Annotated in this window: 22 protein-coding genes; 11 read left to right on the top strand and 11 right to left on the bottom strand. The window is 41.6% G+C overall.

Annotated features, from left to right (window positions below):
* Window positions 1–120: 120 nt before the first annotated feature.
* Both AC5FX4_RS21235 and feoB read left to right on the top strand, forming a co-directional pair.
* Window positions 121–351: a FeoA family protein gene (locus AC5FX4_RS21235; RefSeq protein WP_493608411.1), complete on the top strand. Its 231-nt coding sequence runs from the start codon at window positions 121–123 to the stop codon at window positions 349–351.
* Between the two features lie 13 nt (window positions 352–364).
* The gene (feoB, locus tag AC5FX4_RS21230; RefSeq protein WP_493608410.1) at window positions 365–2,467 is read left to right on the top strand and encodes a ferrous iron transport protein B; all 2,103 of its coding nucleotides are present in this window, start codon (window positions 365–367) and stop codon (window positions 2,465–2,467) included.
* Window positions 2,468–2,514: 47 nt separating this feature from the next.
* Here feoB and AC5FX4_RS21225 read toward each other — a convergent pair whose 3' ends face one another.
* Together AC5FX4_RS21225 and AC5FX4_RS21220 are read right to left on the bottom strand one after the other, a co-directional pair.
* Window positions 2,515–3,147, bottom strand: coding sequence for a LysE family translocator (locus tag AC5FX4_RS21225; protein ID WP_493608409.1), 633 nt, complete (start codon window positions 3,145–3,147; stop codon window positions 2,515–2,517).
* A gap of 83 nt (window positions 3,148–3,230) precedes the next feature.
* Window positions 3,231–4,091 carry a trypsin-like serine protease gene (locus tag AC5FX4_RS21220; protein ID WP_493608408.1) on the bottom strand — a complete coding sequence of 287 codons (861 nt, stop codon included), beginning with the start codon at window positions 4,089–4,091 and terminating at the stop codon, window positions 3,231–3,233.
* A 208-nt stretch (window positions 4,092–4,299) separates the two neighbouring features.
* On the opposite strand from AC5FX4_RS21220, the gene AC5FX4_RS21215 reads away from it, so the two are divergent.
* Both AC5FX4_RS21215 and AC5FX4_RS21210 read left to right on the top strand, forming a co-directional pair.
* Entirely contained in the window at window positions 4,300–5,151 is an 852-nt protein-coding gene (locus AC5FX4_RS21215) for a DUF417 family protein (RefSeq protein ID WP_493608407.1), read from the top strand.
* 79 nt (window positions 5,152–5,230) lie between these two features.
* Complete coding sequence (locus AC5FX4_RS21210; RefSeq protein ID WP_493608406.1) at window positions 5,231–5,959, top strand: substrate-binding periplasmic protein; 729 nt, start codon at window positions 5,231–5,233, stop codon at window positions 5,957–5,959.
* Window positions 5,960–5,966: 7 nt separating this feature from the next.
* On the opposite strand, the gene AC5FX4_RS21205 is transcribed toward AC5FX4_RS21210, so the two are convergent.
* Complete coding sequence (locus AC5FX4_RS21205; RefSeq protein WP_493608405.1) at window positions 5,967–6,398, bottom strand: Lrp/AsnC family transcriptional regulator; 432 nt, start codon at window positions 6,396–6,398, stop codon at window positions 5,967–5,969.
* A gap of 349 nt (window positions 6,399–6,747) precedes the next feature.
* Here AC5FX4_RS21205 and ctlX point away from each other — a divergent pair, with 349 nt between their 5' ends.
* From ctlX to AC5FX4_RS21190, 3 genes are all read left to right on the top strand, one after another.
* Window positions 6,748–7,659 (top strand): citrulline utilization hydrolase CtlX, encoded by a 912-nt coding sequence (gene ctlX / locus AC5FX4_RS21200; RefSeq protein ID WP_493608404.1) that lies wholly within the window; start codon window positions 6,748–6,750, stop codon window positions 7,657–7,659.
* Window positions 7,660–7,693: 34 nt separating this feature from the next.
* Window positions 7,694–9,109, top strand: coding sequence for an alanine/glycine:cation symporter family protein (locus tag AC5FX4_RS21195; RefSeq protein WP_493608403.1), 1,416 nt, complete (start codon window positions 7,694–7,696; stop codon window positions 9,107–9,109).
* A gap of 133 nt (window positions 9,110–9,242) precedes the next feature.
* Window positions 9,243–11,450 carry an immune inhibitor A domain-containing protein gene (locus AC5FX4_RS21190; RefSeq protein WP_493608402.1) on the top strand — a complete coding sequence of 736 codons (2,208 nt, stop codon included), beginning with the start codon at window positions 9,243–9,245 and terminating at the stop codon, window positions 11,448–11,450.
* 70 nt (window positions 11,451–11,520) lie between these two features.
* Here AC5FX4_RS21190 and AC5FX4_RS21185 read toward each other — a convergent pair whose 3' ends face one another.
* A complete protein-coding gene (locus tag AC5FX4_RS21185) occupies window positions 11,521–11,937 on the bottom strand; it encodes a VOC family protein (protein ID WP_493608401.1) in 417 nt (138 codons plus the stop codon).
* 317 nt (window positions 11,938–12,254) lie between these two features.
* On the opposite strand from AC5FX4_RS21185, the gene AC5FX4_RS21180 reads away from it, so the two are divergent.
* Window positions 12,255–12,677, top strand: coding sequence for a cupin domain-containing protein (locus AC5FX4_RS21180; protein WP_493608400.1), 423 nt, complete (start codon window positions 12,255–12,257; stop codon window positions 12,675–12,677).
* Here the strand turns inward: AC5FX4_RS21180 and AC5FX4_RS21175 are convergent.
* On the bottom strand, window positions 12,674–13,258 hold the full coding sequence (locus tag AC5FX4_RS21175) for a DUF6151 family protein (RefSeq protein WP_493608399.1): 585 nt from the start codon (window positions 13,256–13,258) through the stop codon (window positions 12,674–12,676). The two genes, AC5FX4_RS21180 and AC5FX4_RS21175, sit on opposite strands and share 4 nt — an antisense overlap.
* A gap of 163 nt (window positions 13,259–13,421) precedes the next feature.
* Here AC5FX4_RS21175 and AC5FX4_RS21170 point away from each other — a divergent pair, with 163 nt between their 5' ends.
* Window positions 13,422–14,051 carry a DUF6058 family natural product biosynthesis protein gene (locus tag AC5FX4_RS21170; RefSeq protein ID WP_493608398.1) on the top strand — a complete coding sequence of 210 codons (630 nt, stop codon included), beginning with the start codon at window positions 13,422–13,424 and terminating at the stop codon, window positions 14,049–14,051.
* Window positions 14,052–14,206: 155 nt separating this feature from the next.
* The gene (locus tag AC5FX4_RS21165; protein ID WP_493608397.1) at window positions 14,207–15,700 is read left to right on the top strand and encodes a PKD domain-containing protein; all 1,494 of its coding nucleotides are present in this window, start codon (window positions 14,207–14,209) and stop codon (window positions 15,698–15,700) included.
* A gap of 37 nt (window positions 15,701–15,737) precedes the next feature.
* On the opposite strand, the gene AC5FX4_RS21160 is transcribed toward AC5FX4_RS21165, so the two are convergent.
* Window positions 15,738–16,940 carry an IS256 family transposase gene (locus AC5FX4_RS21160; protein ID WP_493605020.1) on the bottom strand — a complete coding sequence of 401 codons (1,203 nt, stop codon included), beginning with the start codon at window positions 16,938–16,940 and terminating at the stop codon, window positions 15,738–15,740.
* Between the two features lie 44 nt (window positions 16,941–16,984).
* On the bottom strand, window positions 16,985–17,251 hold the full coding sequence (locus AC5FX4_RS21155) for a hypothetical protein (RefSeq protein WP_493608396.1): 267 nt from the start codon (window positions 17,249–17,251) through the stop codon (window positions 16,985–16,987).
* Between the two features lie 326 nt (window positions 17,252–17,577).
* Here AC5FX4_RS21155 and AC5FX4_RS21150 point away from each other — a divergent pair, with 326 nt between their 5' ends.
* Window positions 17,578–18,912, top strand: coding sequence for an IS5 family transposase (locus AC5FX4_RS21150; protein WP_493608395.1), 1,335 nt, complete (start codon window positions 17,578–17,580; stop codon window positions 18,910–18,912).
* Window positions 18,913–19,244: 332 nt separating this feature from the next.
* Here the strand turns inward: AC5FX4_RS21150 and AC5FX4_RS21145 are convergent, their stop codons facing one another.
* The 4 genes from AC5FX4_RS21145 to AC5FX4_RS21130 form a co-directional block, all read right to left on the bottom strand.
* Window positions 19,245–19,970: a hypothetical protein gene (locus tag AC5FX4_RS21145; RefSeq protein WP_493608394.1), complete on the bottom strand. Its 726-nt coding sequence runs from the start codon at window positions 19,968–19,970 to the stop codon at window positions 19,245–19,247.
* 278 nt (window positions 19,971–20,248) lie between these two features.
* Complete coding sequence (locus AC5FX4_RS21140; protein ID WP_493608393.1) at window positions 20,249–20,968, bottom strand: hypothetical protein; 720 nt, start codon at window positions 20,966–20,968, stop codon at window positions 20,249–20,251.
* A 15-nt stretch (window positions 20,969–20,983) separates the two neighbouring features.
* Window positions 20,984–23,506, bottom strand: coding sequence for a LamG-like jellyroll fold domain-containing protein (locus AC5FX4_RS21135; protein WP_493608392.1), 2,523 nt, complete (start codon window positions 23,504–23,506; stop codon window positions 20,984–20,986).
* Between the two features lie 19 nt (window positions 23,507–23,525).
* On the bottom strand, window positions 23,526–26,258 hold the full coding sequence (locus AC5FX4_RS21130; protein WP_493608391.1) for a DUF6603 domain-containing protein: 2,733 nt from the start codon (window positions 26,256–26,258) through the stop codon (window positions 23,526–23,528).
* Window positions 26,259–26,336 lie beyond the last annotated feature (78 nt).

The raw sequence follows: 26,336 nt of genomic DNA, 5'->3' as shown, positions 1-26,336 counted from the left end.
AGATCTTACTAGAAAGATCAGACTTTATTCTCAGTGCTTCTTTTATTCACTTTAGGAGTGCGTTATTATCCAAGAAAATGGTAATGGGAACTATTGTCACTTGCAATAGCGTTATTTTCTATGACTCTGAACGAATTAAAACCAAAGCAAAAGGCGGTGATTGACGCCTTAAATTATCAAGATATTGCACTTGCGAGCCGTATTATGGCACTGGGCATTGTGCCGGGTGAGCAAATCGAGTTGATGAATGTAGCGCCGATGGGCTGTCCGCTGCAAGTGAAAGTAGGTGATACCCTCGTGAGCGTGCGTAAAAGCGACGCAGATTTCATTTCTTTAACAACAAACACTTAACTAAGGATTGCGGATGAAAATAGCATTAGTTGGTAATCCTAACTGTGGTAAAACCACGCTGTTTAACCGTCTCACTGGTTCCAAGCAAAAAGTAGGGAACTGGCCGGGGGTGACGGTTGAACAAAAAACGGGTCAATTTACTTTAGAAAATGGCGACGTTGTAGAGCTGATAGACTTGCCAGGTTTGTATAGCTTAGAGCAACTAGAGCCGGGCCAAGACGAGCAAATAGCGATCGATTTTCTACGCTCTGGTGGTGCTGACTTTATTATCAATATTGTTGATGCCGCGAACTTAGAGCGCAATCTCATCTTAACCACACAATTGCAAGAGATCGACACACCTATGGTGGTGGTTGCAAACATGGTTGATGTGGCTACTCAGCGTGGTAAATCACTTAATGTTGACTTGTTGAGTGATCGACTTTCGTTGCCTGTTGTGGCGATGGTGGGGTCTACAGGCAAAGGCACGGAGCAGCTAAATCGAGCCCTTGGTGTCGCTTTAAACAAGCAGTTAGAAGACAATGAAAAGCGTGTTGTTAAAGCAATGGAGCCGTCCAGTAGTAACGACCCCGTTGCAGCGACAACGGCGCGATACAAAAAGGTCAGGACGCTCACTCATGGGGTCAACGTGATCTCTCCGGAACGTTCAGATTTAACCGACAGAATTGATAAAATTGTTCTAAATCGGTTCCTAGGCGTGCCTATATTCTTAGCTATGATGTATTTAATGTTTACTATCGCGGTTAACTTTGGTGCGGTATTTATTGATTTTTTTGATATTTTTGTCGGTGCACTGCTGATTGACGGGGTGAAAGAAGTACTCGGTGGCATTGGCGCACCAGCTTGGCTTGGTGTGTTACTCGCTGATGGCTTTGGTGCGGGTGTGCAGCTGGTGGCAACCTTTATTCCAGTGATCGGTGTGCTGTATTTGTGTTTATCGCTCTTAGAAGACAGCGGTTACTTGTCTCGCGCCGCATTTGTAATCGATAGATTAATGTCATCCATTGGCCTACCTGGCAATGCGTTTGTGCCTCTCATTGTTGGATTTGGCTGTAATGTGCCAGCGGTGATGTCGGCGCGTACCATGAATAGAGAGTCAGATCGTTTGTTGACCATTATCATGGCGCCGTTTATGTCATGTGGTGCACGGCTTACTGTATACGCGCTATTTGCAGCGGCGTTTTTCCCAACCAATGGTGCCAATGTGGTGTTTGCGTTGTATTTGCTGGGCATTGTGGTTGCTGTTGGCAGTGGCTTTGTATTCAGAAAGTTGGTTTTTACGGGCGAAAAAACGCCGTCTTACACGGAAATGCCCGCATACCATATGCCGGTTTGGCGCAATATTTGGTTGACGACTTGGCACCGTTTGAAGAATTTTATTATGCGTGCAGGTAAAACCATTGTGATGGTGGTGGTGTTACTCAGTATGCTTAATTCAATCGGCACGGATGGCAGCTTTGGCAATGAAAATACCGATCACTCATTGCTAGCCAAAGGCGCTCAGATAGTGACGCCAGCTTTTAAACCTTTAGGTATTGAAGAAGATAACTGGCCAGCAACTGTGGGTATCGTTACGGGATTATTTGCAAAAGAAGCGATTGTTGGTACGTTAGATGCGCTTTACATTGGTCAAGAGCAAGAAACGACTGAGTATTCACTCGTGAATGCGACGGTTGAAGCAGTGGGCACTATTGGTACAAACCTTGTTGATTTGTTAAGTAATTTAGGCGATCCGCTTGGTTTAGGTGCCTTGGAAGAAACTGACGCCAATAGCAATACTTTACTTACCCAAATGGCCAGTCAATTTAATGGCCAAATAGGTGCGTTTAGCTACTTAGTGCTGATCTTGCTATACACCCCATGCGTTGCTGTATTGGGCGCTGTGAAGCGTGAGTCTGGTGCGCGTTGGATGTGGCTCGTGATTGGTTGGACCACATCACTTGCATACATCTTGTCTACCAGTATTTATCAATTAGCGCATTTTGCGCAGAATCCTGTTTTTGCAAGTACTTGGTTGGCGGTTATGGCAGTGGTTACCTTTGCTTGGTGGCTAGGTCTAAAAGGCTTAGGTAAACAAATGAATAAGCCGCCTACGTATCAAATTAATTTGGGGTGATGGCTAGTTGCCCAAGCGACCATTAAGTGGCTTGGGCCTTAGCAAGGCTAGTTGAATCGCGCTGTCATTTTATCAATTGATGAATATAGTGCATAAGATGCGACAATCAATAAGATAACTCCAGAGCATTTGTTGATTAGATTGGCTGTGCTTTGCTTAGATACTTTAGTAAAGGTGAAAGACAGCAATGAAAGCAACGCGTAATCTAAGACTACCCAAATTAAAAGTAAAATAGCCATTGAAGCGTGAGTGTTGTCAGTGATGTGAAAAAAGGCAGGGAAAAAAGCCATAAAAAATAAAATATCTTTAGGGTTTGAAATCCCAATTAAAAAGCCATTCCTAAACCAAGACGTCTTTATGTCTTTAGTTATATTACTAGTCTCTAAAGAAACTTTTGAACGTAAAATATCAATTGCAAAATACAAAAGGTAAAATGACCCAAGTAGAGTCAAAAGTGCAAGTGCAGTCTCATTCGTAGAAAAAACACCTTGGATCACTAAAAACGATATTGAAATCAATACAATGGAAGCAACGTTAGTTCCAATAATGGTTTTACACCCTGCTGATATGCCTCCTTTAATGCTGCTGTTTGCGACCAGGATAGCAACAGGTCCTGGTGTTCCAAGAAAAATTATAATCGCCGTAATATACATTGCTATCAGTGGGTAATCGACACTCATGCCTCGCTCCTGCTTTTTATTAGAAATGGGGGTTTTGAAAAGCTAAGCGTCTATTGTTATCAAAACAGGGTCAAAATTACTACCTAATTTGTGTTTTTCTTGAACGAGTTAGCCTTTAGTCCTATGTCACCACATACCGTAGGTAGTAATGTCTCTGTTAGCCCCGCAGGTAATTTGGCTAGCTTTGAAGTAGACAGCTGGTGTTGCTTTTGAGCGTCTCCATCCATGATGTCATTTATCCACTGATTGAAATAAGACACACGCGTATAAATCTCTACAATGCCATATTTGCCTATGCCTGCTCCCGTAAACCGAGAGCTAATTCCTAAAATATAAAATGCATTATCGCGGACGAGATATGCAGGGCCACCGCTATCGCCGCCACCGGATACGCCTTCAAAGGGTAACGCATCATTGTTTTTATCAAACTTAAATTTAAGTAACGGGCCAATTGCTTGTTCTACTTTGTTTTGTGCTTTGCGTAAGATGCCCTTGTTTTCAAAGTTATCAATGGTTTGCCCTGTTTTGCCATTGCCTGTACCTCCCACACCAATAAACCAAACCACTTGTTCTCTTTCATCCTCTCCGACATAAGGTATGGCAGGTTTGATGTCGACGATAGGCTGTGCCAATTTTATCAGCGCAATATCATGGCTTTTTCCTGGTGTGTACTCTTTGTGTACAAAAATATTTTCTACTTCATGTAGTTGATTGTTGATAGCAATCAATTTGCCTGATCCTAAACAAAAAGTCGCATGTGCTGCAGTGACGACCCACTGTGGCTTGATCAGTGTGCCATGGGCGCCATCGATATAAAACGTGGCTAAGGGGGGAAAGTCAGTGGCATTCGCTAAATACTTTTTATTGTCCACATCATGTCGAGTAACAATAGCGGTACAGGGCAAGCTGAGTGACAGTAATAGCAGCGCGAGTGTTTTTCCCATGAAGATGATTCCTACGTGATTGTTTAATCAACATACTTACCTTAATAACTTTGGTAATTCAAGCATTTGCTTTTTCAATCAAACTGCGGCGCTAGAAAGTGACAGAATGCTATATTGCGTACACTTCCCCAGATAAACGGATGGGGTGAATGTAAATCTGCATTAACTCGGTCTACCTTGGTCATATTCGTTTTATTGAGCAACTGTAATGAATCATCAGTATTTCAACCATGCAATTAAAATATGTTTAATGATCAGCCTAGCGCTGCTCGGAATTGCTTATTTATTAGATGGCAGTCCTAAAGAAATGGCTTTGATGGTGAGCTTCTATCACCTTGAGCGCTTTCTGACAGCGACTCACTTTAGCTACCTATTTGGTGTTTTAATGTTGTGTACGGCGGTGCTACTCGCATTAGGGCAAAGGCTTCGAATCGCTCAGATCGGTATGTGGCTGTTAGCAGTCATCGCTGTAATACCTTTATTCACTTTGCTTGATGCAAGTCGTTATATTCAAGATCTGGGTGGTTTTCCCATTCTTGGGTCGGGTCAAGGGGTGATCAAGTATTTGGCTTTATTGCCGTTGGGGCTAAGCCTTTTTTACTCAGCTCGATTTTCTCACGCGCAGTTGACATGGCTTAACTATATCCCCGTTGCTACGGTGTTGTTTTGGATTGGTGGACTAAAGTTCTACGAGTTTGAGGCCAAGGGCATAGTGTCACTTGTCAGTACATCACCTTTTATGTCATGGCTGTATGAACTTTTTTCGGTACAGTGGGCATCTAACCTGATAGGCACTTACGACATTTTGATGGCTGCCTTGTTGGCTGTCGCCATTAAAGCCAGAAATAAGCGTTTACTGTTGGTCGCCGCAATGGGTTGCGGTGCCGTGTTTGTTATGACGCAAAGCTTCTTATTTACCGCCAGTGGTGCGTTTAGTTCGCAAACCGTGTTGGCAGGACTGGGTCAGTTTGTGATTAAAGATTTATGGTTTATTAGCAATTTATTGGTGATTTTACACTGCGCATATTTACATGATAGTTGCGAAACTAAGCGGCAGTAACAGAGTTGGTTTTGTACATAAATTGCGCTGAATGCTATAACTAAAGAACGTATCAAACGGCGTGCTCTGAGGTTGTGCAATGAAATTCTGGCTCTTAGGTTGTTTATTTTTTATGAGCCCAGCTTTTTGTGCAACCTATAATGTTCTTGTTTATCATGGCGCTAATCCACCTTATAGCTTCAAAGAACAACAGCAAGTGGTGGGGATCTTTGCCGATATTTTTGAGCGTTTGGCTGAGTTGACAGGGCATGAATTTAAATTCGTCGCTACCTCCGTAGCCCGAGGGCAACGCTTTTTTGATACCAAACAAGTTGATATTGAACCTGGGGTCAGTCCACACTGGCGTATTCATCAAAAAGTACCCGGAATATATACGCAAACCTACGCCACATCGACAGAAGTGTTACTCGCAAATCACGGGAACACGTTAGAAAACATCATTCAAGCCTATGGCAGCGTGGTTGGCAAAGTTAGAGGGTATCGATATGGTTCATTTGAACAGCATTTCGACGAAGATAAACTGCTGATCTATGAAAATGTTTCTGAAAAAGAACTACTTGGTCAACTTGCCTATGGCAGATTAGATTATGTGTTAATTGGTAAAGACACCGCGCATTACTACATGGCCAATAACGTACCGTATCGTCAGTTTAAGTTTGCCTACACGGTTGAAACCGCTGAAGTCGCGATGCGTCTGCAACCACACTTAACCACGTTGCAACAAGAGCTAAATCAAGCACTACAAGTCATGATTGATCGCGATGAAATAGATGCAATCTATATCAAATACACAGGCCAAAAAAATTAGCGTGGGCTTAAGTTGTTGACAGCATAATGCTGGTTTCACTATTCAAAATACCGTTAATTTCTCTTACCTCTCGTAGTACACCGTCAAATTCGCTGAGGTTTGCCGCTTTAATCTCGACAATAAGGTCCCAAGCACCATTGGTGGTATGGATCTTAACGAGTTCGGGAATACCTCTGAGTTTGTGGATCACTTGAGATGTGGACTGACCGACAACCTCAATCATCATTATGGCGCGTACACAGTCACTATCAATTTGTTCATGGACCCGAACAGTAAACCCGAGAATGGCGCCACTACTAATAAGCCGGTCTAAACGGTTTTGTATTGTGCCTCTGGAGACTTTAAGAGAATTAGCCAGCGTTGATACTGATGCGCGGCCGTCCTTTCTTAACACTGAGATGAGTGCTTTGTCTAAAGGGTCATATAAATAAGGTTGCACGTTTCACCATATCGAATATCACTGTCATTAAGCATAGAAATATACATTTTGTACTAAGTGGATATGTAAAATGTCAAAAAATACCACATATTGTATATATTTTTAGCATTTTAACTGCTTTGTTGCCAGTTTATAGTATATCTCTAATTTGCTCACAGCTTCTTGTAGCGAAACGGATAATCGGCATGAACGGGTATCTACAATGGTGATCTGTCAAGTAATCAGGCATAGAGTGCTTGAAAGCTCGCACGATACACTTTGTTCATCTATGGTAATGAATTATGACATTGACTTTGCACGGTGAAATATCTTGCACAAACGAAGTCAGTAGCGCAGTACAGGTTGTAGTATGAATCAATTACAAACGCCCAATGCAGTGGTGATGATCCGCCCTCACCATTTCGTCTCTAACCCACAAACGATGCAAGACAACGCTTATCAAGTCAGCGTTGATAGTAAAAATGTGAGCGAATTGGCTTATCAAGAAGTGTCTAACGTTGTGCGCTTATTACAAAACGCTGGTGTGGCGGTCCACTTATTTGAAGATAAAACGCAGTTAACACCAGATTCTGTGTTTCCAAACAATTGGTTTTCAACCCATAGTGACGGTCAACTGATCACCTATCCTATGTATGCCGCAAATAGACGAGCGGAAAAACGAGAGGACATCATTGAATTTTTACATCAAGAATATGAGGTGGTTTCGAGTACATATTTGAGTCGTTTGGCTGACAGTGGATTATTTTTGGAAGGAACCGGCTCCATGGTTCTCGATCATCAACATAAAGTGGCTTATGCAGTACAATCAAAGAGAACAAATCCGCAATTGGTGGAGCAAGTATGTGAACAGCTAGGATACCGAGCCGTCGTTTTTAATGCCTTTGATGAACAAGGCGTTGCGATTTATCACACCAATGTGTTGATGTGCGTGGCAACTGATTTTGTCATGATAGGAATGGAGTTAGTTGAAAAGCAACAGCAAAACGCGTTACGGTTAATGTTCGAACAACAAAATAAAGCGGTGGTTGAGTTAACACCTAGGCAAATTGCGCAATTTTGCGGCAATGCATTAGAGCTACAAGGGCACGATGGCAGAATATTGGCATTATCTCAAACTGCTTATGATGCGCTTACAAAAGCGCAGCGTACGCTGATAGAGCGTACAGCAAAATTGCTGCCAATGGCGATCCCGACGCTGGAGTCTGCTGGTGGTTCAGTGCGCTGTATGCTAGCGGGAATTCACTTTAAAAAACAACAATAATGAAGCACATAAAAGTGCTCTAATGGGGCTCATTATGGTCAACGAAGTCATCGCAAGTATCAATGGTCTATTGTGGGGAGAAGGTCAGTTATTGATTTACCTTCTACTTTTTGCTGGAGCTTGGTTTTCAATACGCCTCGGTTTTATACAGGTACGTCAGTTTGGTCATATGTTCACCTTGCTCAAGGGAAGCGGTAAGGCAAGTAAGGAAGAGGTCAGTTCATTTCAAGCGTTATGCACGGGCTTGAGCGCAAGGGTGGGAACGGGCAATTTAGCAGGGGTTGCGGTGGCGATTTCGCTCGGCGGCAGTGGGGCTATATTTTGGATGTGGGTCATAGCTTTGTTGGGTATGGCCACTGGTTTTGCCGAAAGTGTGTTGGGCCAAGTTTACAAGGTACGAGATAGCCAAGGTGAATTTAGAGGGGGTCCTGCCTATTACATCGAAATGGGTTTGAATAAGCGATGGCTCGCGATTGTATTCGCGGTATGCTTATTTTTAGGTTATGGCTTTAGCTTTAGCGCCATGCAAACAAATACCATTACCGATGCTTTGTCTTTTGCTTTTGATATTCCTCGCTTTTATTCTGGTTTGGTGATCACAGTACTCGCTGGATCAATTATTCTGGGCGGCTTTAAAGCCATAGCGCGTTTTGCTGAACGTGTAGTGCCCGTCATGGGGATCGTGTTTGTGAGTGCGGCATTGTTAATTACCATTATTAATATTGCAGATGTACCAGCCATGCTCAAAGACGTTTTTCTCAGTGCGTTTGGGTTACAAGAGGCTGGGGCTGGCGCAATGGGGGCTGCAATAAAAAATGGTGTGCAAAGAGGTTTATACTCAAATGAAGCTGGGGCTGGGAGTGTACCCCACGCCTCTGGGGCGGCCAGTCCTGTGCCGAATCACCCTGTAACCCAAGGTTATATCCAAATGCTGGGTGTCTTTTTCGATACTATTGTACTGTGTAGCTGTACCGCCGTAATTATTTTGCTTGCAGATATTGATATTAGCGGTGAAATGGAAGGAATTCGTTTGACGCAAAATGCGATGACAGCACATCTTGCCCAAGGGGGGATTTACTTTGTCGCTGCAGCCATCACCTTGTTTGCGTTCACTTCGGTAGTTGCAAATTTTGCTTATGCAGAGAGTAACTTACATCTGTTTAAACTCGACAATAAGATAGGAAGGAGCATTTATACCTTAATGTATTTGAGCATGATGTTATGGGGCGCAACCGCCACTTTAAAAGAAGTGTGGAGTCTTGCAGATATGGCACTGGGCCTGATGACATTGGTTAATATTTTTGCAATAGTGCTGTTAACGCCCACTGTTGTGGCTTTAACTAAAGATTATCAAACACAAAGACAACAAGGAAAAGAGCCCGAGTTTGAAGCGCAAACAGTCGCGATACAAGGTCATTGCGAATCAGGGATTTGGGTTAAAGAAGGATAAGCTATAACAAAAAGAGATAAATAAACTTGTTAAATAATTATAAAGTAATTGACATTAAATATTAATAAATTTATGTTTGTCCCTTCTTTGGGCCCTTTTGGGTCTCATTATAATAATAAAGAAGGATGTCACCATGGCAAAACAAGCGTTAGTGGCTTTAGCCGTATCACTCGCATGCGGCTACTCATACGCCCAACCCGTTGAAGTAAAGCTAGAGCCTCTTCTAGACAATCAAGGTGGTAAAGCTGAAATAAGCCGAAATCAATTACTAAAAAGCCAGTGGCACTCAGCTCGAGGTAAAGCCAGTGGTAGTGGTTTTGATAATTCAAAGCCGTTAACAGCGCAGGGCCGTGCTTGGTCAGGCAAAGTTACAACAGATAGAGTATTAGCGCTTCTTATCGATTTCCCTGATTATCCAGTTAATGCGGTGACGCCTGATTTAACTAAAAACTACTATTCAGATTATTCGCCAGAGCACTATTACGACATGCTATTCTCGTCAACAGGCTATGCGGGTCCGTCTGGTCAAAATCTGATGAGTATGAAGCAATACTACTTAGATCAAAGTGGTGGCTCATATCAAGTTGAAGGTCAAGTGTATGGCTGGTATACCGCAAAACATAATGCTGCTTACTATGGCGCTCCGGGTGGTCCAGGTCAAGTAGATAGTAATGCACGTGATCTTGTTTTAGAAGCGATTAATCACTTAGCCAATGACCCTAATGTGGACCTGAGTTACTTTGACCAAGAAGATCGCTACGATTATGACGGTGATGGTGATTTAAGAGAGCCGGATGGGGTGATTGACCACGTCATGGTCTACCACTCATCAATTGACCATGCTGCCGGTGGTGGTGCACTTGGTGCGGATGCAATTTGGTCACATCGCTCTTCAGTTGGTTTTCAACCTGTCGGTGGCACGGGCTACTTGATTAATGATTATACGCTTCAACCCGTTGATGGTGCAGCAGGTGTATCAGCACACGAGTATGGCCATGACTTAGGCTTACCAGATGAGTATGACGTTAACTATACCGAAGATGGCTTAGGCGAGATTGATAAAGCACCGGGCTCATTGGTCGGTTATTGGTCAGTTATGTCTGGTGGTTCGTACGGCGGTGAAATATCAGGCACAGCACCAACAGGTATGAGCCCATTTGCGAAACAATATTTACAATCGTCTTTGGGCGGTAACTGGTTCGTCGGTACAGATATTCATGAAAATGACTTAAATGCCACAGGTAGTATTTTCAAATTGGATACAGCGTCAGTACGCGGTGATAACAATGACTATATTCGTATCGATCTAGAAGATAAAACGGTACAAAAGTTAGAGCCCAGCGATAATAAAGGCTTTATCAGCTCTGAATTAGTCGGTTCTGACCTTACCATCTATACAATAGATTTCCCTGTGGATTTATCTGCTCAAGCAAAATCAACATTGTCATTTACAGCGGACTACGACACTGATAGCAATAACTCACTTGTACAAGTTCGTGTGAAAAATGCAGCAGGCGAGGAATTTGTGCTAGATGGTAACATTACCGACACTGCTAGTCGTTTCTCTCAATATATTGGAGCTGGATTCACAGGTTACTCAGGTGGTAAGCGTCAGGCAGAATTTGATCTATCCGCTTTTGCAGGCCAAAACGTAACCGTATCTATGCAATATTGGACATTTAATACTGGTTTCGTCGGTGTGATGTTTGATGATATTGAAGTAGTGTCGGACTCAGGTGTATTGGCAAGCTTCGACGCTGATAATGCGAGCAACCCAGGACTAACTGTGAATGGTTTTGAAGCGTCTAACGGTGAGTTTGATTATCCACATTACTACTTAGTAGAGTGGCGTCAGCACCTTGGTGTCGATAAGTCTCTAGAAAAAACTTTCCGTAATATTAGCTACGAACCAGGTATGTTAGTTTGGTATGTTGACACGTCATACCGTCCAGAAAGCACAGATGGCAGTAATAGAGTTGTGCAAGGTGATAACCACGTTGGTAACCACCCTGGTGATGGTTGGTTAGGTCTCGTTGATGCTGATAGAAACCCAATTATGTATAGCACAGGTGAAATGGCTGGATCTGAAATTCAGATCCGTGATGCGGCATTTAGTTTAGATGTACAAGCGCCTTTTGATTGGAAGAGCATTACTCGCGGCGTGACTTTATCTGACCCATTCGTAAACAATAACCCTCGTTTTATCGACTGGGATGATTACTCAAACTATCGCCGTCCTGCAACGGGCCGTAATATTCCTAAAAAAGGGATTATTATTGATGTACTTGAGCAAAGTGATGACAAATCAGTAGCGTCAATTCGAGTATCAAAAGTTTGGTAATCTAAGCTGTTACTAGGTATAAAGCCACAACATATCAAGTGTTGTGGCTTTTTATTTCGCCTTAATTTATTCAATCATCATTATTTCGTTCGGATGGTATATCACTAAAATATTCAACGAACTCGACTTCGAATCCGTCAGGGTCAATAAAGTAAGCATTGTGTCTGTAAGGATTCGTGTTACTACTCTTGTCTACTGGGTAACCGGCCTCTTCAAGCCTTTTTATTAGCGCATCCAAGTTATTGACTTCAAAAGCATAATGCGCTAAGCCGACTTGGTGGCCTTCTAAGACGCGGTTGTTGCCTTCACCATGATCACTTAGCGCAATGTAGTTGTAGTCATCGCCAAAATGAAGCCAGTGACGTGCTTTTCCATACCACTCACCTTGGCCTTCACTGCGTACATGCCAATGTGGAAATGCGGCTTTATAAAAATGTAACGATTTCTCCATGTTAGAGATAACGATATTTACGTGCTCTAGGCGCATAATTTACTCCCTACTTATTATTCATAGTGTTATTTATTAATTCGATGATCCTGTCTAACAAATTTGGATTCAGTGCCTGTTTAAGTGTCATCTTTCGTTCTCCCCTACGAGTTGAGATAACTTTAGAACCTCAAGTTAACTTTAGGTAAAGGCCTTTTTTCACTTTTTTGACTCTTTCAAGACGGCGTTTAAATCCGTGTCAAGAGGTACGATCTGCTAAATGCAGGTAGTGCTTAAACAAAGAGTTACGATATGCTTGCTGGAACAAAAGGAGCGAGCGATGAATCGTCTGTAATTAAACGAAGGTAAATAACTTAATGAAAGCAATGTTTGTATTTAGTGTGATGGCCGTGTTGTTGGCAAGCTTTGGTGCGAGTTCACAACCAGCCCCTGTCACATTTAGCGAAGTAGTCAAGAGTACCAAAAGTTGGGATGGCAGCGAATTACCACAATATCCAGAGGGAAAGCCTGAAATTACCATTTTAAAAGTCACCATACCTGTCGGTGCCACGGTTGTGGAGCATAAGCACCCAGTCATTAATGCTGGTGTTATGCTCTCTGGTGAATTAACCGTCACATCGCAAGAGGGTAAAGTGCTTAAGTTAAAAGCGGGAGATCCAATCGTTGAACTTGTGGATCAATGGCATACTGGCAAAAATGTGGGCACTGAGCCGGTAGAAATAATGGTATTTTATGCGGGCATAGAAGGTCAGCCATTAAGCATCAAGCACACTGATTAGTGTGCTTGTATTCTTGGCGTGACAATCGGTTTTTTATCATGGTCAAAAAGGCAATTAGGGTGCGCTTTTCCTTGTAGTTTCCAGCGTAACAGGTTCAAAAGGGTGATCAAGACCAGCTTTTTTGATGTATGAGTGCCTAAATAGGAAGCTGGAACTCGACCTAGTGCACCGTTTAAGTGAACTGCGCCTTTTACTGGCCCAACTTTTTCCTCTAATTGCTCATCGTGGATAAAGTTATGGATCAAACCAATGAAGGGCCAACCAGCTCCTAGCGTATTGCCTATGGGCGTGTTACAACATTGCGCATACCAGCGAAATAAACCAGACTCAGACAAACGTAAACACGCCACATGTTCTAGCCCACTCAGGATTTTAAAGTCGCCTATTGGCACTTGTACAATACGAGTGCCACCATACGAATCGACTATATTTTCCGAGCTATGTAGGGCTTTTGCAAATTGTTGGCAATCTTTACAATAACAGCGCAGGTGATTTGAGTTTGCCGCACTAATATTTGACACATTCGCCCGTATGCTGCCACATTGGCAACTAAGGGATAAACTATGTTCCGTATTTTTCATCGTATCTTCCATTAATTTATTAAATGTTTTATATGCAGATAAAACTTATTTTTATATAAATTGTTTTTTAAATAAAAGCGCTAATGGTTTGTTGCTTATTATTATTAGGTTGTGTGATAATGCCAAATTAATACGGAGTAGTATAATTAAGGAAAGTACTTTAGTGCAACTGATCCATTATCTAAATAACTCATTTCTAACTTTACCTCAGTTACTGAATCATACTCAAGTGAGTGAAGCACAGCTTAGGCAGCTGCAACAACAAGGTTTAATGCCGCTAGCCTCTTATCGCTTGAAGCTAAATGTGAATTGTGAATCATTTTTTGGTCCTCATGAACAAAGTGATGAGATTGAATATTATGCGAAAGGTTACACATATTGGCTTGGAATTTTGCAGTCGATGCCATCGGCTGAATGTGCTTTTGAGTTATTTTCGACGCGCTATAAGCAAAAAATCGAAGAGTTGAAGCGCCAAGGCTACCATTGTCACGATCCTAAAGTTAATGAAGGAATAAAAGCTCATATTGAGTCTGAGTGGCCATATTTTCTATCTGGCACTTACGGCTTATGTACACGCTCAGGTTTACCCGAAGACATCGCAGCTAAAGAATTTGCGATTGCTCAAATCAACGAACTTACCGCATTTGAACAACTGAATGAAGTGCAAACTCAAAGACTAAAAAGTGCGGTGGACCTATTGGATAGCGTAAGCTCGCAGTTTGCACCTCATGAGCGCAAGCGCAGTTCACGTTATCGTTTGATTGATGAAGTCAGGCAATTATACCGATTATAATTATTTACATTTGTGATGGTTTTTTGTTAATGAAATTTTTCTTTCTTAGTTCTTATTTTTTGTTGTTTGGTGAATCATTGAAGTGAACTTTGGTGTTATTTAAAATCGCATTTTTAACTTAGTTTTTTAATATAGTCAAAAGGAGAAAGACTATTATGATGTTTGTCGGATTAAAAAGAGATAAACAATTTAAACTCTCTTTATTTGCAGTTTTTTTTTCCACAATGCTATCTGCTTGTGGAGGGAGTAGCGGTAACCGGGACACTGTAAAAAAAAATGAAAATCAACTTCCGACTGTGGTAATAACGGCCATCGCGGATGCTGAATCTGGCAGCGAAGTACGTTTAACAAGTACTGCGAGTGACCCTGATGGAACGATTGCAAGCTACCAATGGTCGCAAAAGTCAGGCCACACTGTGACAATCCGAGATAAAGACCAAGCGAACGCCTCTTTTACCGCTCCGGTACTTGATACCGACAGTACGCTTGAGTTAGAGCTTTTGGTAACCGATGATAAAGGCGGTAAGGCAAAAGACACCATTACTGTGAAAGTAAAACACAGGGTTCCGGGTAATGTGAATTTACCGCCGCTGGTTTCTATATCAGCGCCAGACTCAGTGACATCAGGTACCGAAGTTCGAATGGTAAGTACAGCAGAAGACTCTGACGGAACGATTGCAAGCTATCAATGGTTACAAAAATCAGGCTATGCAGTAACAATCCGAGATAAAGACCAAGCGAATGCCTCTTTTACCGCGCCAGTACTAGAGGGTGATACCACGCTAGAGTTTGAGTTAGTGGTAACGGATAACAACGGCACTAGAGCAGTCGATACGGTGAGTATCAAGGTGAAAACAGCTTTGAGACAAAGCGCCAGAGAATACAGCAGTTACAAAAGTTGTAACGTTGAGACGGCACGTACGGTGTTTGAAAGTTATCAAAATACACAAAGTTTGGCTTCTAAAGTAGCGCTTAGTAAGTGGTTATGTAGTGCGCAAAATAATGTTGCTGATGAGCTGATGCAAAGTATTGTGAATCGCTTTTCTGTGGAAGGTGAAACCAGTACTGTTGAACAATGGAAAGAAGCAAATTGCTCTGTTGAAGATAAATCATACCGAGGCAGTCGAGCTGCGCATGCGCTCATTCAAGTAGCTGATGAGACTACAGTGGCAACTTGGGCTAAATGTATGCAAGACTCCAGTGATAGTCCTTTAGTTTGTTATGCTAAAGAACAGTCTGATGGGGTATTAGTACACGTTGGTATTAAACCTCAACGAGGCCATTTTGTGCCAAGCTCTGCTTTTGTAAAAAACCTTTCAAGCAATGATGTACTGCCAACGACTCTGAATGAGGGAACAACCACAGTGCTTTATCAACGTGATGATGCAATGAAAAGTGCTTATTTTGAGTTGCTAGGTGTTGATAATCAAGGGGTAGAATATAGCTGTGGTTATAGCATGGCTTCTCAAGAACAACTAGAAGCTGATGCATGTGAGCTTGTTAGACAGCAATCCTTAGAGCAGGGGAAGATCACTGAACGTGATTATATTTACTATCGGAATTTTGATGTTGTGCCTTTGTTTGTAAATAGCAATAGTGGGACAAGACCTATCACTATTAGTTGTGAAGGATACAAGCAAGCTCCTTAGTTGAGGGCGTTCAGAATTCTGTGTCAGCTAATTTTGGTTAGATATCTAAGACATCATCCAAGCGCCCATCGAAGTGAATCGCCAGTTGAGACAATGTCATATTCCAGTTCTGAATTGGCATTGTCCATTTCTTAGAAGCATTCAATATCCCAGCATACAGTAGCTTAAGCAAGCTGTTTTCGTTTGGGAAGCCGCCTTTAGTCTTGGTCAGCTTACGGAATTGGCGATGTACAGCCTCGATAGCGTTCGTGGTATAGATGGCCTTGCGAACGTACTCTGGATACTTAAAATAAACGGACAGGTTTGCCCATTTGTTTCGCCAAGAACGGAGCACTATCGGGTAATGTTGCCCCCATTTGGACTCTAAACGCTCAAGTTCCATCTCTGCTGCTTCTTTGCTCACAGCGCGGTAAACTGGTTTTAGATCAGCCATGAACTCCTTTTGATGCTTGGAAGCGACGTACTTCATAGAGTTGCGGATCTGGTGAATAACGCATTGCTGAACTTCTGTATTTGGGTAAATGGTTGCAATAGCTTCAGGGAAGCCTGTCAGCCCATCCACGCAGGCGATCAGGATATCTTCAACGCCACGGTTATGCAGATCCGTTAGTACAGATAGCCAGTAGTTCGCGCCTTCTGACTCAGATAGGTACAGGCCAAGCAGCTCCTTCTTACCTTCGACGTTTAAGCCTAAGATCGTGTACACCGCTTTGCTGACATAGCGGCCATCTTCCTTAATTTTGTAGTGGATAGCATCAAGCCAGACGAACGGATAGAGCGCATCTAATGGTCGTTGCTGCCATTCTTTCAATTCGGGTATCAAACAGTCGGTAACGCCTGTGATGGTAGCCTCAGAAACGTCAATACCATACATATCTTCAACATGGCCGCGGATATCACGATAGCTCATGCCAAGCGAAAACATGGATAAGATCTTGCGGTCGATCTCATCAGTTAACTTAGTCTGGTTTTTCTTAACTAGCTTTGGCTCAAATGAGCCTGCACGGTCACGCGGGGTATCCAGTTCGAAAGTGCCCACTGAAGACTTAACGGTTTTCTTACTAGAACCATTTTTACGGTTAGGCTGCTCGTCATCTACAAGGTGCTGTTCCAGCTCTGCTTTTAAGGCAGCTTCGGTGATCTGTTTGATAAGAGGGGTTAAGAAGCCATCTTTGCCTGTCAGATCTTGCCCTGACTGAAGGGCTTTAATGGCTTGTTCTAAATCGAAGTCTTTGGTCATGTGTCATTCCTGTTTTCTTAATGATACTGAAATGACACAGATTTCTAAACACTACCTTTTAAAAAGTCGCCTATGGGTACTTGCACGATCCGTGTACCGCCATATTCATCAAGTACACTGCTCGAACCATCTAACACTCTTGCAAACTGTCGACAATCCTTGCAGTAACAACGCAGGTGATTTGAGCTTGCAACACTTATATTTTCTACGTGTGCCTGAATACTGCCACATTGACAGTGAAGTGATAACGAAGAAGTGGTATTTGCCATTATATTTTCCGTAACTTGGCTGATGATTTTGGTTTTGATCATACGCGAATTCAAGTGTGAAGTGCACCACTCGTTAAATTTGGTTGCTTTGTCCTTCGAGCAACTGCTTGTAACTCATGGTATCAACTCTTGTTTTTTGGCGATTGCAAAGTACTACCAACCGGCAGTTGATCTCTTCTCACCGTTTAACCATAAGTGGTGTACTTGTTATTTGAATTCGGGGGAGTTTGATTTGCAAAAAGCTATTTAGTCGACACTGAAAAACACTTAATGTATTGATCTTCTTGATGATCTAAACGATCTTACTATCCTCATTTTGCAAGGTTTGTTTTCTCACCCCTCAAAACCTTGCAAAATGGAGATTAAAAATGAAGCCAAAAGCGACTAACCATACACCACAAAAGCAACTGTTCACGATCGAATTGATTGACCTCGTGGCGCCCAACCATGAACTGGTTAAATTGGCCAACATCATTGATTGGCAGCGTTTAGAAGCCGAATTTGGTCAACTTTATAGTGCAGATACTGGCGCATTGGGAAAACCCATTCGGTTATTGGCTGGATTGGAATATCTTAAACAAATTCATAAACTTTCGGATGAAAATACGGTCGCCATGTGGTGTGAAAATCCCTATTGGCAGTATTTTTGTGGGATGCAGTTTTTTACTCATCAGATGCCGTGTGACCCAAGTTCGATGGTTCGCTTTCGCAAGCGAATTGGCGAACAGGGTGCGGAATTGATGTTGTCGCTCACCGTCGATGTCGGACTAAAAGTCGGCGCGGTAAAAGAAAGTAGTTTGCGCGAAGTAGTGGTGGATAGCACCGTGATGGAAAAGAACATCAGTTTTCCAACCGACAGTAAACTGCTTGAACGATGCCGTAAAAAACTAGTCGACCTCGCCAAACACGCAGGTATCACACTGTGGCAAAGCTATGCGAGAGCAGGTGTGAAGGTCGCAAATTCAGTCAGTCGTTATGCGCATGCCAAACAATACAAGCGGATGCGTAAAGCATTGAAAAAACAAAAGTCGTATCTTGGTCGAGTGTTCCGCGACATTCTTCGTAAGTTAGATACCAACCCTTCAGCGGCGATGGTCGTTCAACTCCGCCAAGCTGAAAAACTGCTCAAGCAAGATAAATTCAGTAAATCGAAGCTGTACTCACTGCATGAGCCGCACGTTGAATGCATAGCGAAAGGTAAAAGTGCAAAACCGTACGAGTTTGGGGTAAAAGTCAGCGTAGCAACGACGGTGAAGGAACAATTTGTCCTATGCTGTCATGCCATGCACGGCAACCCTTATGATGGTGACACCTTGTATCGCACCTTGAAAATAGTCGAAGACGTCACCAACATTCGCCCGTTTACGTGTTTTGTAGACCGAGGTTATCGCGGTCATATGGCACAGCGGTATGAAGTCTTTATCGCAGGACAAAAACGCGGTGTGACACCTGCGATAAAGAAAAAACTCAAGCGGCGCAATGGGATAGAGCCCATCATCGGGCACATGAAAAGTGATGGCCATTTGGGGTTAAACCGCTTGAAAGGCATATTGGGCGACAAACTCAATGCCATTTTAGCGGGTATCGGGCAAAACTTCAGAAAAATTCTAAGCCTATTGAGGCTTTTTTACGTCTGGATTTTATGTTGGTTGAAAATGTGTCTGAGTTGGAAAAATCGGACAAATATCGAATTGTTTCGCTAGACTTGCTGTGGATGAATTGGGAACGGAAAGGCTCGGTTAACTGGAAAGCCGAGATTTTCAGAATCGACTATTTAGTATTTTGCATGATAGTTATTAGATACCCGCCTATATTATCATCAAAATATAAACGACGATATCCATCCTCAACCTCTTCCCAAACGAAAGAACGGTACTCATTATAGGCATCTACACTTAATGGTGGACTGAATTTATACCTAAAAATATAATTGAATAAATCTAAGCTATTAAAGTTTGGATTTGATATCTCTTCTGGGTTTATATTGTAGTTTGATGAAAATTTTTTGCTTAAAAACCTATGAATTTCAGCTTGGCTATTGATATGCTTTTTTATGTCTTTTACTTTTTTTGTTAATGAAATTTTGTTTGTCACCTAATTGGTTATCACTTATCATAAGGAAAATAATGCCATCTCTTTGCGCTGTTACTCTATAATCTTGTTTTATCCATGGTTGCTCCATTGAATCAAAAGAGATTAAGTTTTTAAAATCATGGCTGTCTAATTTGCTTAAGATAGGTTTGTCATAGTGGCCTTTAGCTATATAAACTCGAATGTTGCCATAGCTATCATGGTTAAATTGGTTATTTAAGCTTTTCTTTTTCATACGTAGACTCAAATGACCAATAGATGTATCCTTTGGGAAGTGCTTCCAGGCATATTTTAATGGATTTTGTTCCGTTACATCTAACATTAAATTATCCACAGATGTATTGACACCGCCACTTATTCTGAATTTAATAACTTCTCCTTTTTTTACTTCTATTCCTGTATCTAACCAAAGTCTACTTGCTGACAAGAATACTGTATGTTGATTATCTAATGCATGATTTATCTTTTCCTGAATGGCTTCTGATTTGGATAGGTTTTCTATATTGTATTGGTTAAAGGTTAGCGTGGAAGAAATTGCAATAGTTATAATAAATCCACTGCCAAATAACCACTTTAATACAGCAATATTTCCTTTGATTTTTGACCACTCCAACTCTATTTGACGTAGCCGGTCTTCGGAATTGCTCTCGTTATACTTTATATCTGCCATAAATCTGTCCATTTTAATGTTGATTTCGAAGTTTTTTATAAAATATGGCTGTTTTTTATGTGTTTTTTACGGTGCTAAGACCTTATTTCAAGATGTAAATAAGGCCTTAGTTAGCTTCTCCTTTAGAAGGTAGTAGAAAGGTTTATAAAATGGCCTAGGTTTTTATTTTTTCAGGTTTGAAAAAGTCTTATTTAAAATGCCGTTTTTTACTTTAATATAATGAAAAGTTAAAATTAGGAGTGAGCTTATTTCCTATTAAGGCTTGTGATGGTAGTTAATCAGCTTAATGCTTCAATTAAAGCTTTGATTTGAGATTTTTGAGTTGAAAATGATTGTTTAATTGCTTCAATTTCATTTTGCATTTTCTGAAAATCGCTTTGGCGTTCATCCTTTTCAGGGCTTCCTTCGGCGACCCATGCGCTAAAGTCTTTGATAAGCTTTAACTCAAGTCCTGGTGAATATTTAGCCGCGATAGCTTTTTCAACCTGGCGCTGTAAATCGGTCTTCAAAATAAGCGCTTCTTCTAATGAACATACTATGTCTTGTTTCAGTACTTGTTCAATCGTCCAATGCTTTATTTCATTGTTCTCAATGTACTGATAAGGTTTGGCTAACGTTAAGAGGCCTTCATCAATCTGTTCGAGAAGTGTTTTTTCGACTATAAGATTGTCGTAAATTTTTTGATTGGGTTTTATTTTTATTAAACCCTCTTTGACTTGCTTTTCAATACTTTTTTGAACTATCTTGCCTTCTGCAATTTCACTGTTATTTTCCAGATCTAGCAAGCCTTGTTCAACTTGTTGCTCAATGGTAAAAGGAATGAGGTCGCCTTGTGAATTAACTTCAAAATGATCAGGAAGTTGTTCTCCTTCAAACCACGCCAGAACCTGTTCTTTAGTCGCTTCCGGAAATACATCGGCTAATGTAAATGTGCTATCTTTACTAATTGCGGCTGAACAAATGATTTGGTTTGATTGAGAGTCAATAAGTAAGTACATATAAATTATCCTATTTTAAAGAACACGAATTAGTTTAAGAAGGCCCACATAACGAGGAATATTGTTACTGAAGGGGGTATAACCTTGCACTGTATGATAATGGTCACTTTCATTATCGGTGTAACCATCGTGGAAGCTGCCCCAAGTATATGAGTAATAACCACTACCACCTGTATCATGGCCATTCTCCCAGTTTATAACTCCAAACCTACTTCCAGAAGAATTGTAAGTTGATATAGTTTTTCCGCTATACCATAGCCAGTTATGGTTATGTTTTCCTTCACTATTGGTTCTAAAATTATTGTAGTGCCTATGGCTGTCATCCCCACCATAATTAACACCATAAAAGCTGGAAGATGTTTGTCCTCTTACAAAGCGCCCAGTTAAATTAGGCAACGTTTTTCCTCTTAATGAGATATCTACACTTGTATCATTGGAGGAGATTGATGCGCCATTTGCTATCATCCAGCCAGCAGGAATAGGTACCGACAAAGAGGGACGGTACCAATCAATTACGGTTCCTATTGGCACTATGCCTTTGCCACTAAAGACATCTCCTTTAATGGTGCCTGCGACTTCTAACTGCGCTGAGGGCGTGTCTGTACCAATTCCCAAAGAGCCCGTAATTAAAGTATTTCCGGTAAATTTACTGTCACCATTAATTTGCGCGTTGCCGTTGTTTATCATATTACCGTTAATCGATAATCTATATAGCTCATTGGGGGCTGTACCAATACCAACATTTCTATTTCCAGATATTTCTTTATGTACTATCGGTGTTTTTTCGACTTGAACTGTATAGCGACCATCCCAATAACCGGGAATATCTTCATAGTGTATATATAGATTAGTGTATCCAGACTTTTTGTTGGTACGAATGTTACTTAGTGTGATGTTTAGCCGCTCTTCTGCCGCTAAAAACTCTATAGGTGCATAAAAATAAAACTCAACTTGGCTACCAGTATCGTTTTTACTTAGGTCTAGTGTGTGAATATCCCACTGTTCGGTTTCTTCGTTGTATACTCTGTAAGTGAGCGTAGCGGTGATCGCATTTAACTGATCTTTTGAAGCAAGTGCAAAATCAGAATCAGCGCTATCAAACGTTAGTGTAAAACGGGTATTTTTCTCAACATCAGGGTTACCGCTTATGAACTTTATACGGTTCTGATCGGGGTTTAATGCCGATTGTCTCATTATATTCGTTAGCACAATTTTTACTTCGCTCGCAGTACCATCGCTAGGTTGGTCTGAGGTGGCATCATTTAATATCTGATTTGAGCCTAAAATGGATAGACTAAGAGGTAAATCTCGTTTACCAGTCTGATTTACGATATTGACCGGGAGAAGTCGGCTTCCTTCAATTACAGTAGGGTCACTTACATAATTTAGGTTATGATAACTGAGTGCTACCTGAGTGGTTCTCGACCCTACCTCAGCATTGGCACTTATGTAGTTTAAAGGCAAGTCTAAACGACCTGATGGTGACATAGAAAGGTCGCTTTCCCCTGTATAAAGCACGCATAGCATTAACTCATTTCGCTCACCTAAATTGTTAAAGCTTTTTGCTTTCCATCCAGAGGGAGAATCAATGATTTGGGGGACTTCTGCATCTGAAAACGTATTCGCTTTGAATGTAAGTGCAAAATGGTAATTTGAAGGAGTGGGTTCTTCACCAGCTTTACTCTTAATTGTGAGTGCTTGCCCAGATGTATTAATTAGCTCCCAGCTCAGTGTATTTAAATTTGAGTCATGACTGATATAAAGTACATTAACTACCTCATCGTCGATGAATCTGGTGGCAATAGGGTTGGTTTGTTTAAATACGGCTAAGGCAGTTTTATCTTGCTCCATCGCGGTTTTGATTGCGGCTGTACTTAAGACTTCCTCAAACAAGTTAAAACCCGCGAGCTGTCCTTTAAAATAGCCACTATCATTTAGAGTGTTGTTTTGTGCGCTTATTTGTGTGTTAGGGCCAGCATTCTCCCCCGCCCCTAGGCGTATAGCACGTGGGGATGTAGAGGTAGCCTGAACCAAAGAAGTTAACTGCTGTGAATCAACCTTATTGCCATTTACAAACAGAGCAAAACTAAGTGTCTGTGGTTCTATGGTCAATGCTAAGTGGTGCCAATTATCTTGGTTTAATGGGGTTTGACTACTAAGCAAGGTATTTCCAGGTTGAAACAGCTCACATTCAAGTATGCCATTGCTTAGTCGTACTTGTAGTTGGTCATTATCAAAAATAATTTGTGTTGTTGGGGTTATCGCATGGGTTTTATACCAAAGGCAAACTGTCAATGGTAGCGGGGGCAACCTTAATTCGGGGAAAAATTCTATATACCCAACTTGTTCTGGAGTTGGGTTAAACAGGCTGGCGCTACCAAATAAATCATCGGGTGAAGTATCAATATTATCGACAGTTCTCCCTATGTTTTGGTTGGCTTTGTCGTATACTTTGCCATCTGTAAATTCATCTAATGGTACAGATAGACGAGGTAAAACAACTGCATTTTTATGCACAGGTGTATTTGCTTTTGACATCTTGTTTCCTTATTTAACTTTATGCCGCGACCATAGCCGGGCAGACGAGAAATGCTTGATTGAAATTAGCTTGGTAGTTGTGCTCAAAATCTGTATCTAAACGCTTTTTAAGCTGGGTTAAATTGTGATGACTTTTATCTAAGTTAAGGATGTTTAGTATTGAGTTGCGGTTATCTTGATTAGCATCATTCAAGAGAGTTTGCATAAAGGGCTTAATTTTACCTGATTGTGGGTCAGGATCTAACTCCAGTTGCTTCTTCCAGCGCGCCAATCCTGCTCGCTTAGGTACTTTCACATCAAATCTAAAGTTGCGGGTTTCCTGAGCCACTGTTTCATCTGGCAGAGGAGGAATAGTTGGCTTAATTTCAACACCAGCTAGTAAATTGGTAACTAGCTGGGCACTGTTTAAGGAGGTACTGGATGGGTCCCCCCATAGGGCCTCGGGCATATTTTTATGAATGGGTGAAATCACAAACTGGTTGATACAATCATGGCCGTCTTTAGATACTGTTATTTCCCATTTGGATTCATTAAATGTACTTAGCTGCATGGGTTTAACGGAAAAAGCTTTTCCTGTATGACTGACCCCTGAGTTTTCGGTACGTACCTGAGATAAAGGTAATACTGAATCTAAACTGAGTTTAAGTTCTTTGGGATTGACAATTTGGCCGTGTTGTTGAACTTGGCTCTCTCGTTGTGATGTTATCAATCCATCAGTTATGTTAACGGTACAAAACTCATCGTTTGCTGATGATAAAAAATTATTTTTAAATTGAGACCAGGTAAGAGGAGTAGATGCAGGCTTTGTTGAATTTCCTATCGGGATATCAAAGGATATGATGTCCCAATCTATATGGGCTTTTCCCGAAAAATCCGGACCCCAAATTGAAAGACCCGCGCTCAAATGCAAATCAAAACGTTTTTGTACAGATTTTTTGATTTTAAATTTCCATGCGCCAAACCAAGCTGAGCCTTTAAACAAAGCTGAAATACCTACTCGCACTCGCATATCTGCTTGGTAAGCAAAGGGCTGCCAAGCAATTATAAAATCGGCTGCGGCATCAAAATAAGCCTGTACTTTACCGTACAATTCAGCTCCGCCGATGCCTATATCAAAGCCCACGCGAAATGACTCTTCATAGCTGGCTCGCAAATTTCCACCTGCCATCAGCATACCAGGTACAAGCGCATAATAGAGGGAGCCTTTTATGCTGAGGTTACTTGCAATGGGCCAGTTAAATGCGAGCCGAGGCACTTTAGGGTAATGGGCGGGTTTTTTAAACGCAGGATGATAGCCTCCCATCGTATAGACAAAGTCACCCGCATGAGGGCCAGCAAACCAAGTTGACAGTGCAAATCCACCCGTTAACTTACAGTCCCGCGAAAAAAGGTAAGACTCAGGAGTGAGCACCCCCTCGACTTTTAAGTTGTTTTTCTCAAAGTCATATTTGGCTTTATAGGCAATTTCTGCCACGGCTAAGGGGTTGCTTGATTTCGCAGGCACCGCGATTTTTGATACCCCAATCACATCCAGATCTGTTTTAGAGCCAAGCTGCAAAAGTAATAATGCAAATGAGTCAATCAGTTCAAAGCTATTAAACTTTAAGCCAAAAGCTAAAAAGGAGTTACCCGCAGAAGCTGGTAAATAACGAAGCTGACGTTTTAGGTAGGGCATAGGATCGGATTTACCTGCTTCGCTTACCACAGCTTCAACAAATGGAAACGTCTTGATTTCATTGACTTCTGGCACTTTAATTGCGCGGTTATAACCAAACCCAGCGCTGAGACCTGTTACTCTAAAAAAGGTAGGGCCTATACCGATATCGAAATGACTAACACCATAGCAAAAGAGCGAAGGCATACCATTAATTGTTTCATAGGCACCAGTTGCTAGGATATTTAGCTTAGGTGTTTTAATGGTGATCAAACCGCTATAAGCGTTTTTATTTGAGCTGTTATTATTGGTCGTTTTTAATAAAGCGCCTGTAATGGCCACCTGACCCTTATTATATCGAATACCAATGCCGCTGAGATCAAACTCAAGGGCTAGCCTATCTAGAGGAGACTGCGCCGCCAGCCCTTCTAATATCAGGGTCAACGGACCCATGCTTAAGTCTGCATCTAGCAATAATTTTAATGCATCTCCGTTAAGCTGAGCCCCTAGACGTTTAATATACAAAGGTCCTAGCTGAGAGTTTACATCCAGCCAGACTGTTGGTCTTGAATGGGCTTGGGTAATTTCAGATTTTGTATTTAGGCTTTTCAGTTGATGGCTGTTACTTGCTTGACTAACCAGCTCAACTTTTTCGTATATAGGGATGGCTAACGGGGTGCTTCTTCCGTCAAACTCTAGATTGGAAAGAAGCTGAATACGGCTTTCTTTTTGCGTATTCTGGCCTACTTTTTTGCTCAGAGAGTTTAAGAGTAAAGACAGGTTTTTTAACGTTAATGAAAAAGGAATTTTTTTTCCTAAAATAGGGATATCAGCCAAGGCAAGCTCAAACCCTAAATCGGATTTCAGAAATTGTTGATTTTGACTTTTGCTCGCACCAAGTGTAATTGTATTTACCGGGATAGGGGGTACGTGTTGGCGTATTTCGTCCGGTGCAAGTGCATTGAGTTCAATGTCTTTAAACTGACCGATTAGAAAATCGTTCGAAGAGTCATAAGCGCATGTGACCTGATGACCCTTAAATTCGGCATCCACCGAAATTAGCTTATTTGGCCCATCAGAGTTATTTGATCTGTTCATTGCTAACTGGTCCCCAGTTAAAGTGAATGGCGTAGTGAGACGAGCAGAGAGGAAAATAGCGATCTAAGGTCAATGCCT

Source organism: Pseudoalteromonas sp. ATL1 (assembly GCF_058933015.1).
Note: the sequence above shows the minus strand (reverse complement) of the source record. Positions and strands in the feature narration are given on the sequence as shown.

What these genes read in the sequence shown, in the direction of transcription:
- AC5FX4_RS21235 (WP_493608411.1), top strand. Translation starts at nt 121, where the DNA reads ATGACTCTGAACGAATTAAAACCAAAGCAAAAGGCGGTGATTGACGCC.
- feoB (WP_493608410.1), top strand. Translation starts at nt 365, where the DNA reads ATGAAAATAGCATTAGTTGGTAATCCTAACTGTGGTAAAACCACGCTG.
- AC5FX4_RS21225 (WP_493608409.1), bottom strand. Translation starts at nt 3,147, where the DNA reads ATGAGTGTCGATTACCCACTGATAGCAATGTATATTACGGCGATTATA.
- AC5FX4_RS21220 (WP_493608408.1), bottom strand. Translation starts at nt 4,091, where the DNA reads ATGGGAAAAACACTCGCGCTGCTATTACTGTCACTCAGCTTGCCCTGT.
- AC5FX4_RS21215 (WP_493608407.1), top strand. Translation starts at nt 4,300, where the DNA reads ATGAATCATCAGTATTTCAACCATGCAATTAAAATATGTTTAATGATC.
- AC5FX4_RS21210 (WP_493608406.1), top strand. Translation starts at nt 5,231, where the DNA reads ATGAAATTCTGGCTCTTAGGTTGTTTATTTTTTATGAGCCCAGCTTTT.
- ctlX (WP_493608404.1), top strand. Translation starts at nt 6,748, where the DNA reads ATGAATCAATTACAAACGCCCAATGCAGTGGTGATGATCCGCCCTCAC.
- AC5FX4_RS21195 (WP_493608403.1), top strand. Translation starts at nt 7,694, where the DNA reads ATGGTCAACGAAGTCATCGCAAGTATCAATGGTCTATTGTGGGGAGAA.
- AC5FX4_RS21190 (WP_493608402.1), top strand. Translation starts at nt 9,243, where the DNA reads ATGGCAAAACAAGCGTTAGTGGCTTTAGCCGTATCACTCGCATGCGGC.
- AC5FX4_RS21185 (WP_493608401.1), bottom strand. Translation starts at nt 11,937, where the DNA reads ATGCGCCTAGAGCACGTAAATATCGTTATCTCTAACATGGAGAAATCG.
- AC5FX4_RS21180 (WP_493608400.1), top strand. Translation starts at nt 12,255, where the DNA reads ATGAAAGCAATGTTTGTATTTAGTGTGATGGCCGTGTTGTTGGCAAGC.
- AC5FX4_RS21175 (WP_493608399.1), bottom strand. Translation starts at nt 13,258, where the DNA reads ATGAAAAATACGGAACATAGTTTATCCCTTAGTTGCCAATGTGGCAGC.
- AC5FX4_RS21165 (WP_493608397.1), top strand. Translation starts at nt 14,207, where the DNA reads ATGATGTTTGTCGGATTAAAAAGAGATAAACAATTTAAACTCTCTTTA.
- AC5FX4_RS21160 (WP_493605020.1), bottom strand. Translation starts at nt 16,940, where the DNA reads ATGACCAAAGACTTCGATTTAGAACAAGCCATTAAAGCCCTTCAGTCA.
- AC5FX4_RS21155 (WP_493608396.1), bottom strand. Translation starts at nt 17,251, where the DNA reads ATGATCAAAACCAAAATCATCAGCCAAGTTACGGAAAATATAATGGCA.
- AC5FX4_RS21150 (WP_493608395.1), top strand. Translation starts at nt 17,578, where the DNA reads ATGAAGCCAAAAGCGACTAACCATACACCACAAAAGCAACTGTTCACG.
- AC5FX4_RS21145 (WP_493608394.1), bottom strand. Translation starts at nt 19,970, where the DNA reads ATGGCAGATATAAAGTATAACGAGAGCAATTCCGAAGACCGGCTACGT.
- AC5FX4_RS21140 (WP_493608393.1), bottom strand. Translation starts at nt 20,968, where the DNA reads ATGTACTTACTTATTGACTCTCAATCAAACCAAATCATTTGTTCAGCC.
- AC5FX4_RS21135 (WP_493608392.1), bottom strand. Translation starts at nt 23,506, where the DNA reads ATGTCAAAAGCAAATACACCTGTGCATAAAAATGCAGTTGTTTTACCT.
- AC5FX4_RS21130 (WP_493608391.1), bottom strand. Translation starts at nt 26,258, where the DNA reads ATGAACAGATCAAATAACTCTGATGGGCCAAATAAGCTAATTTCGGTG.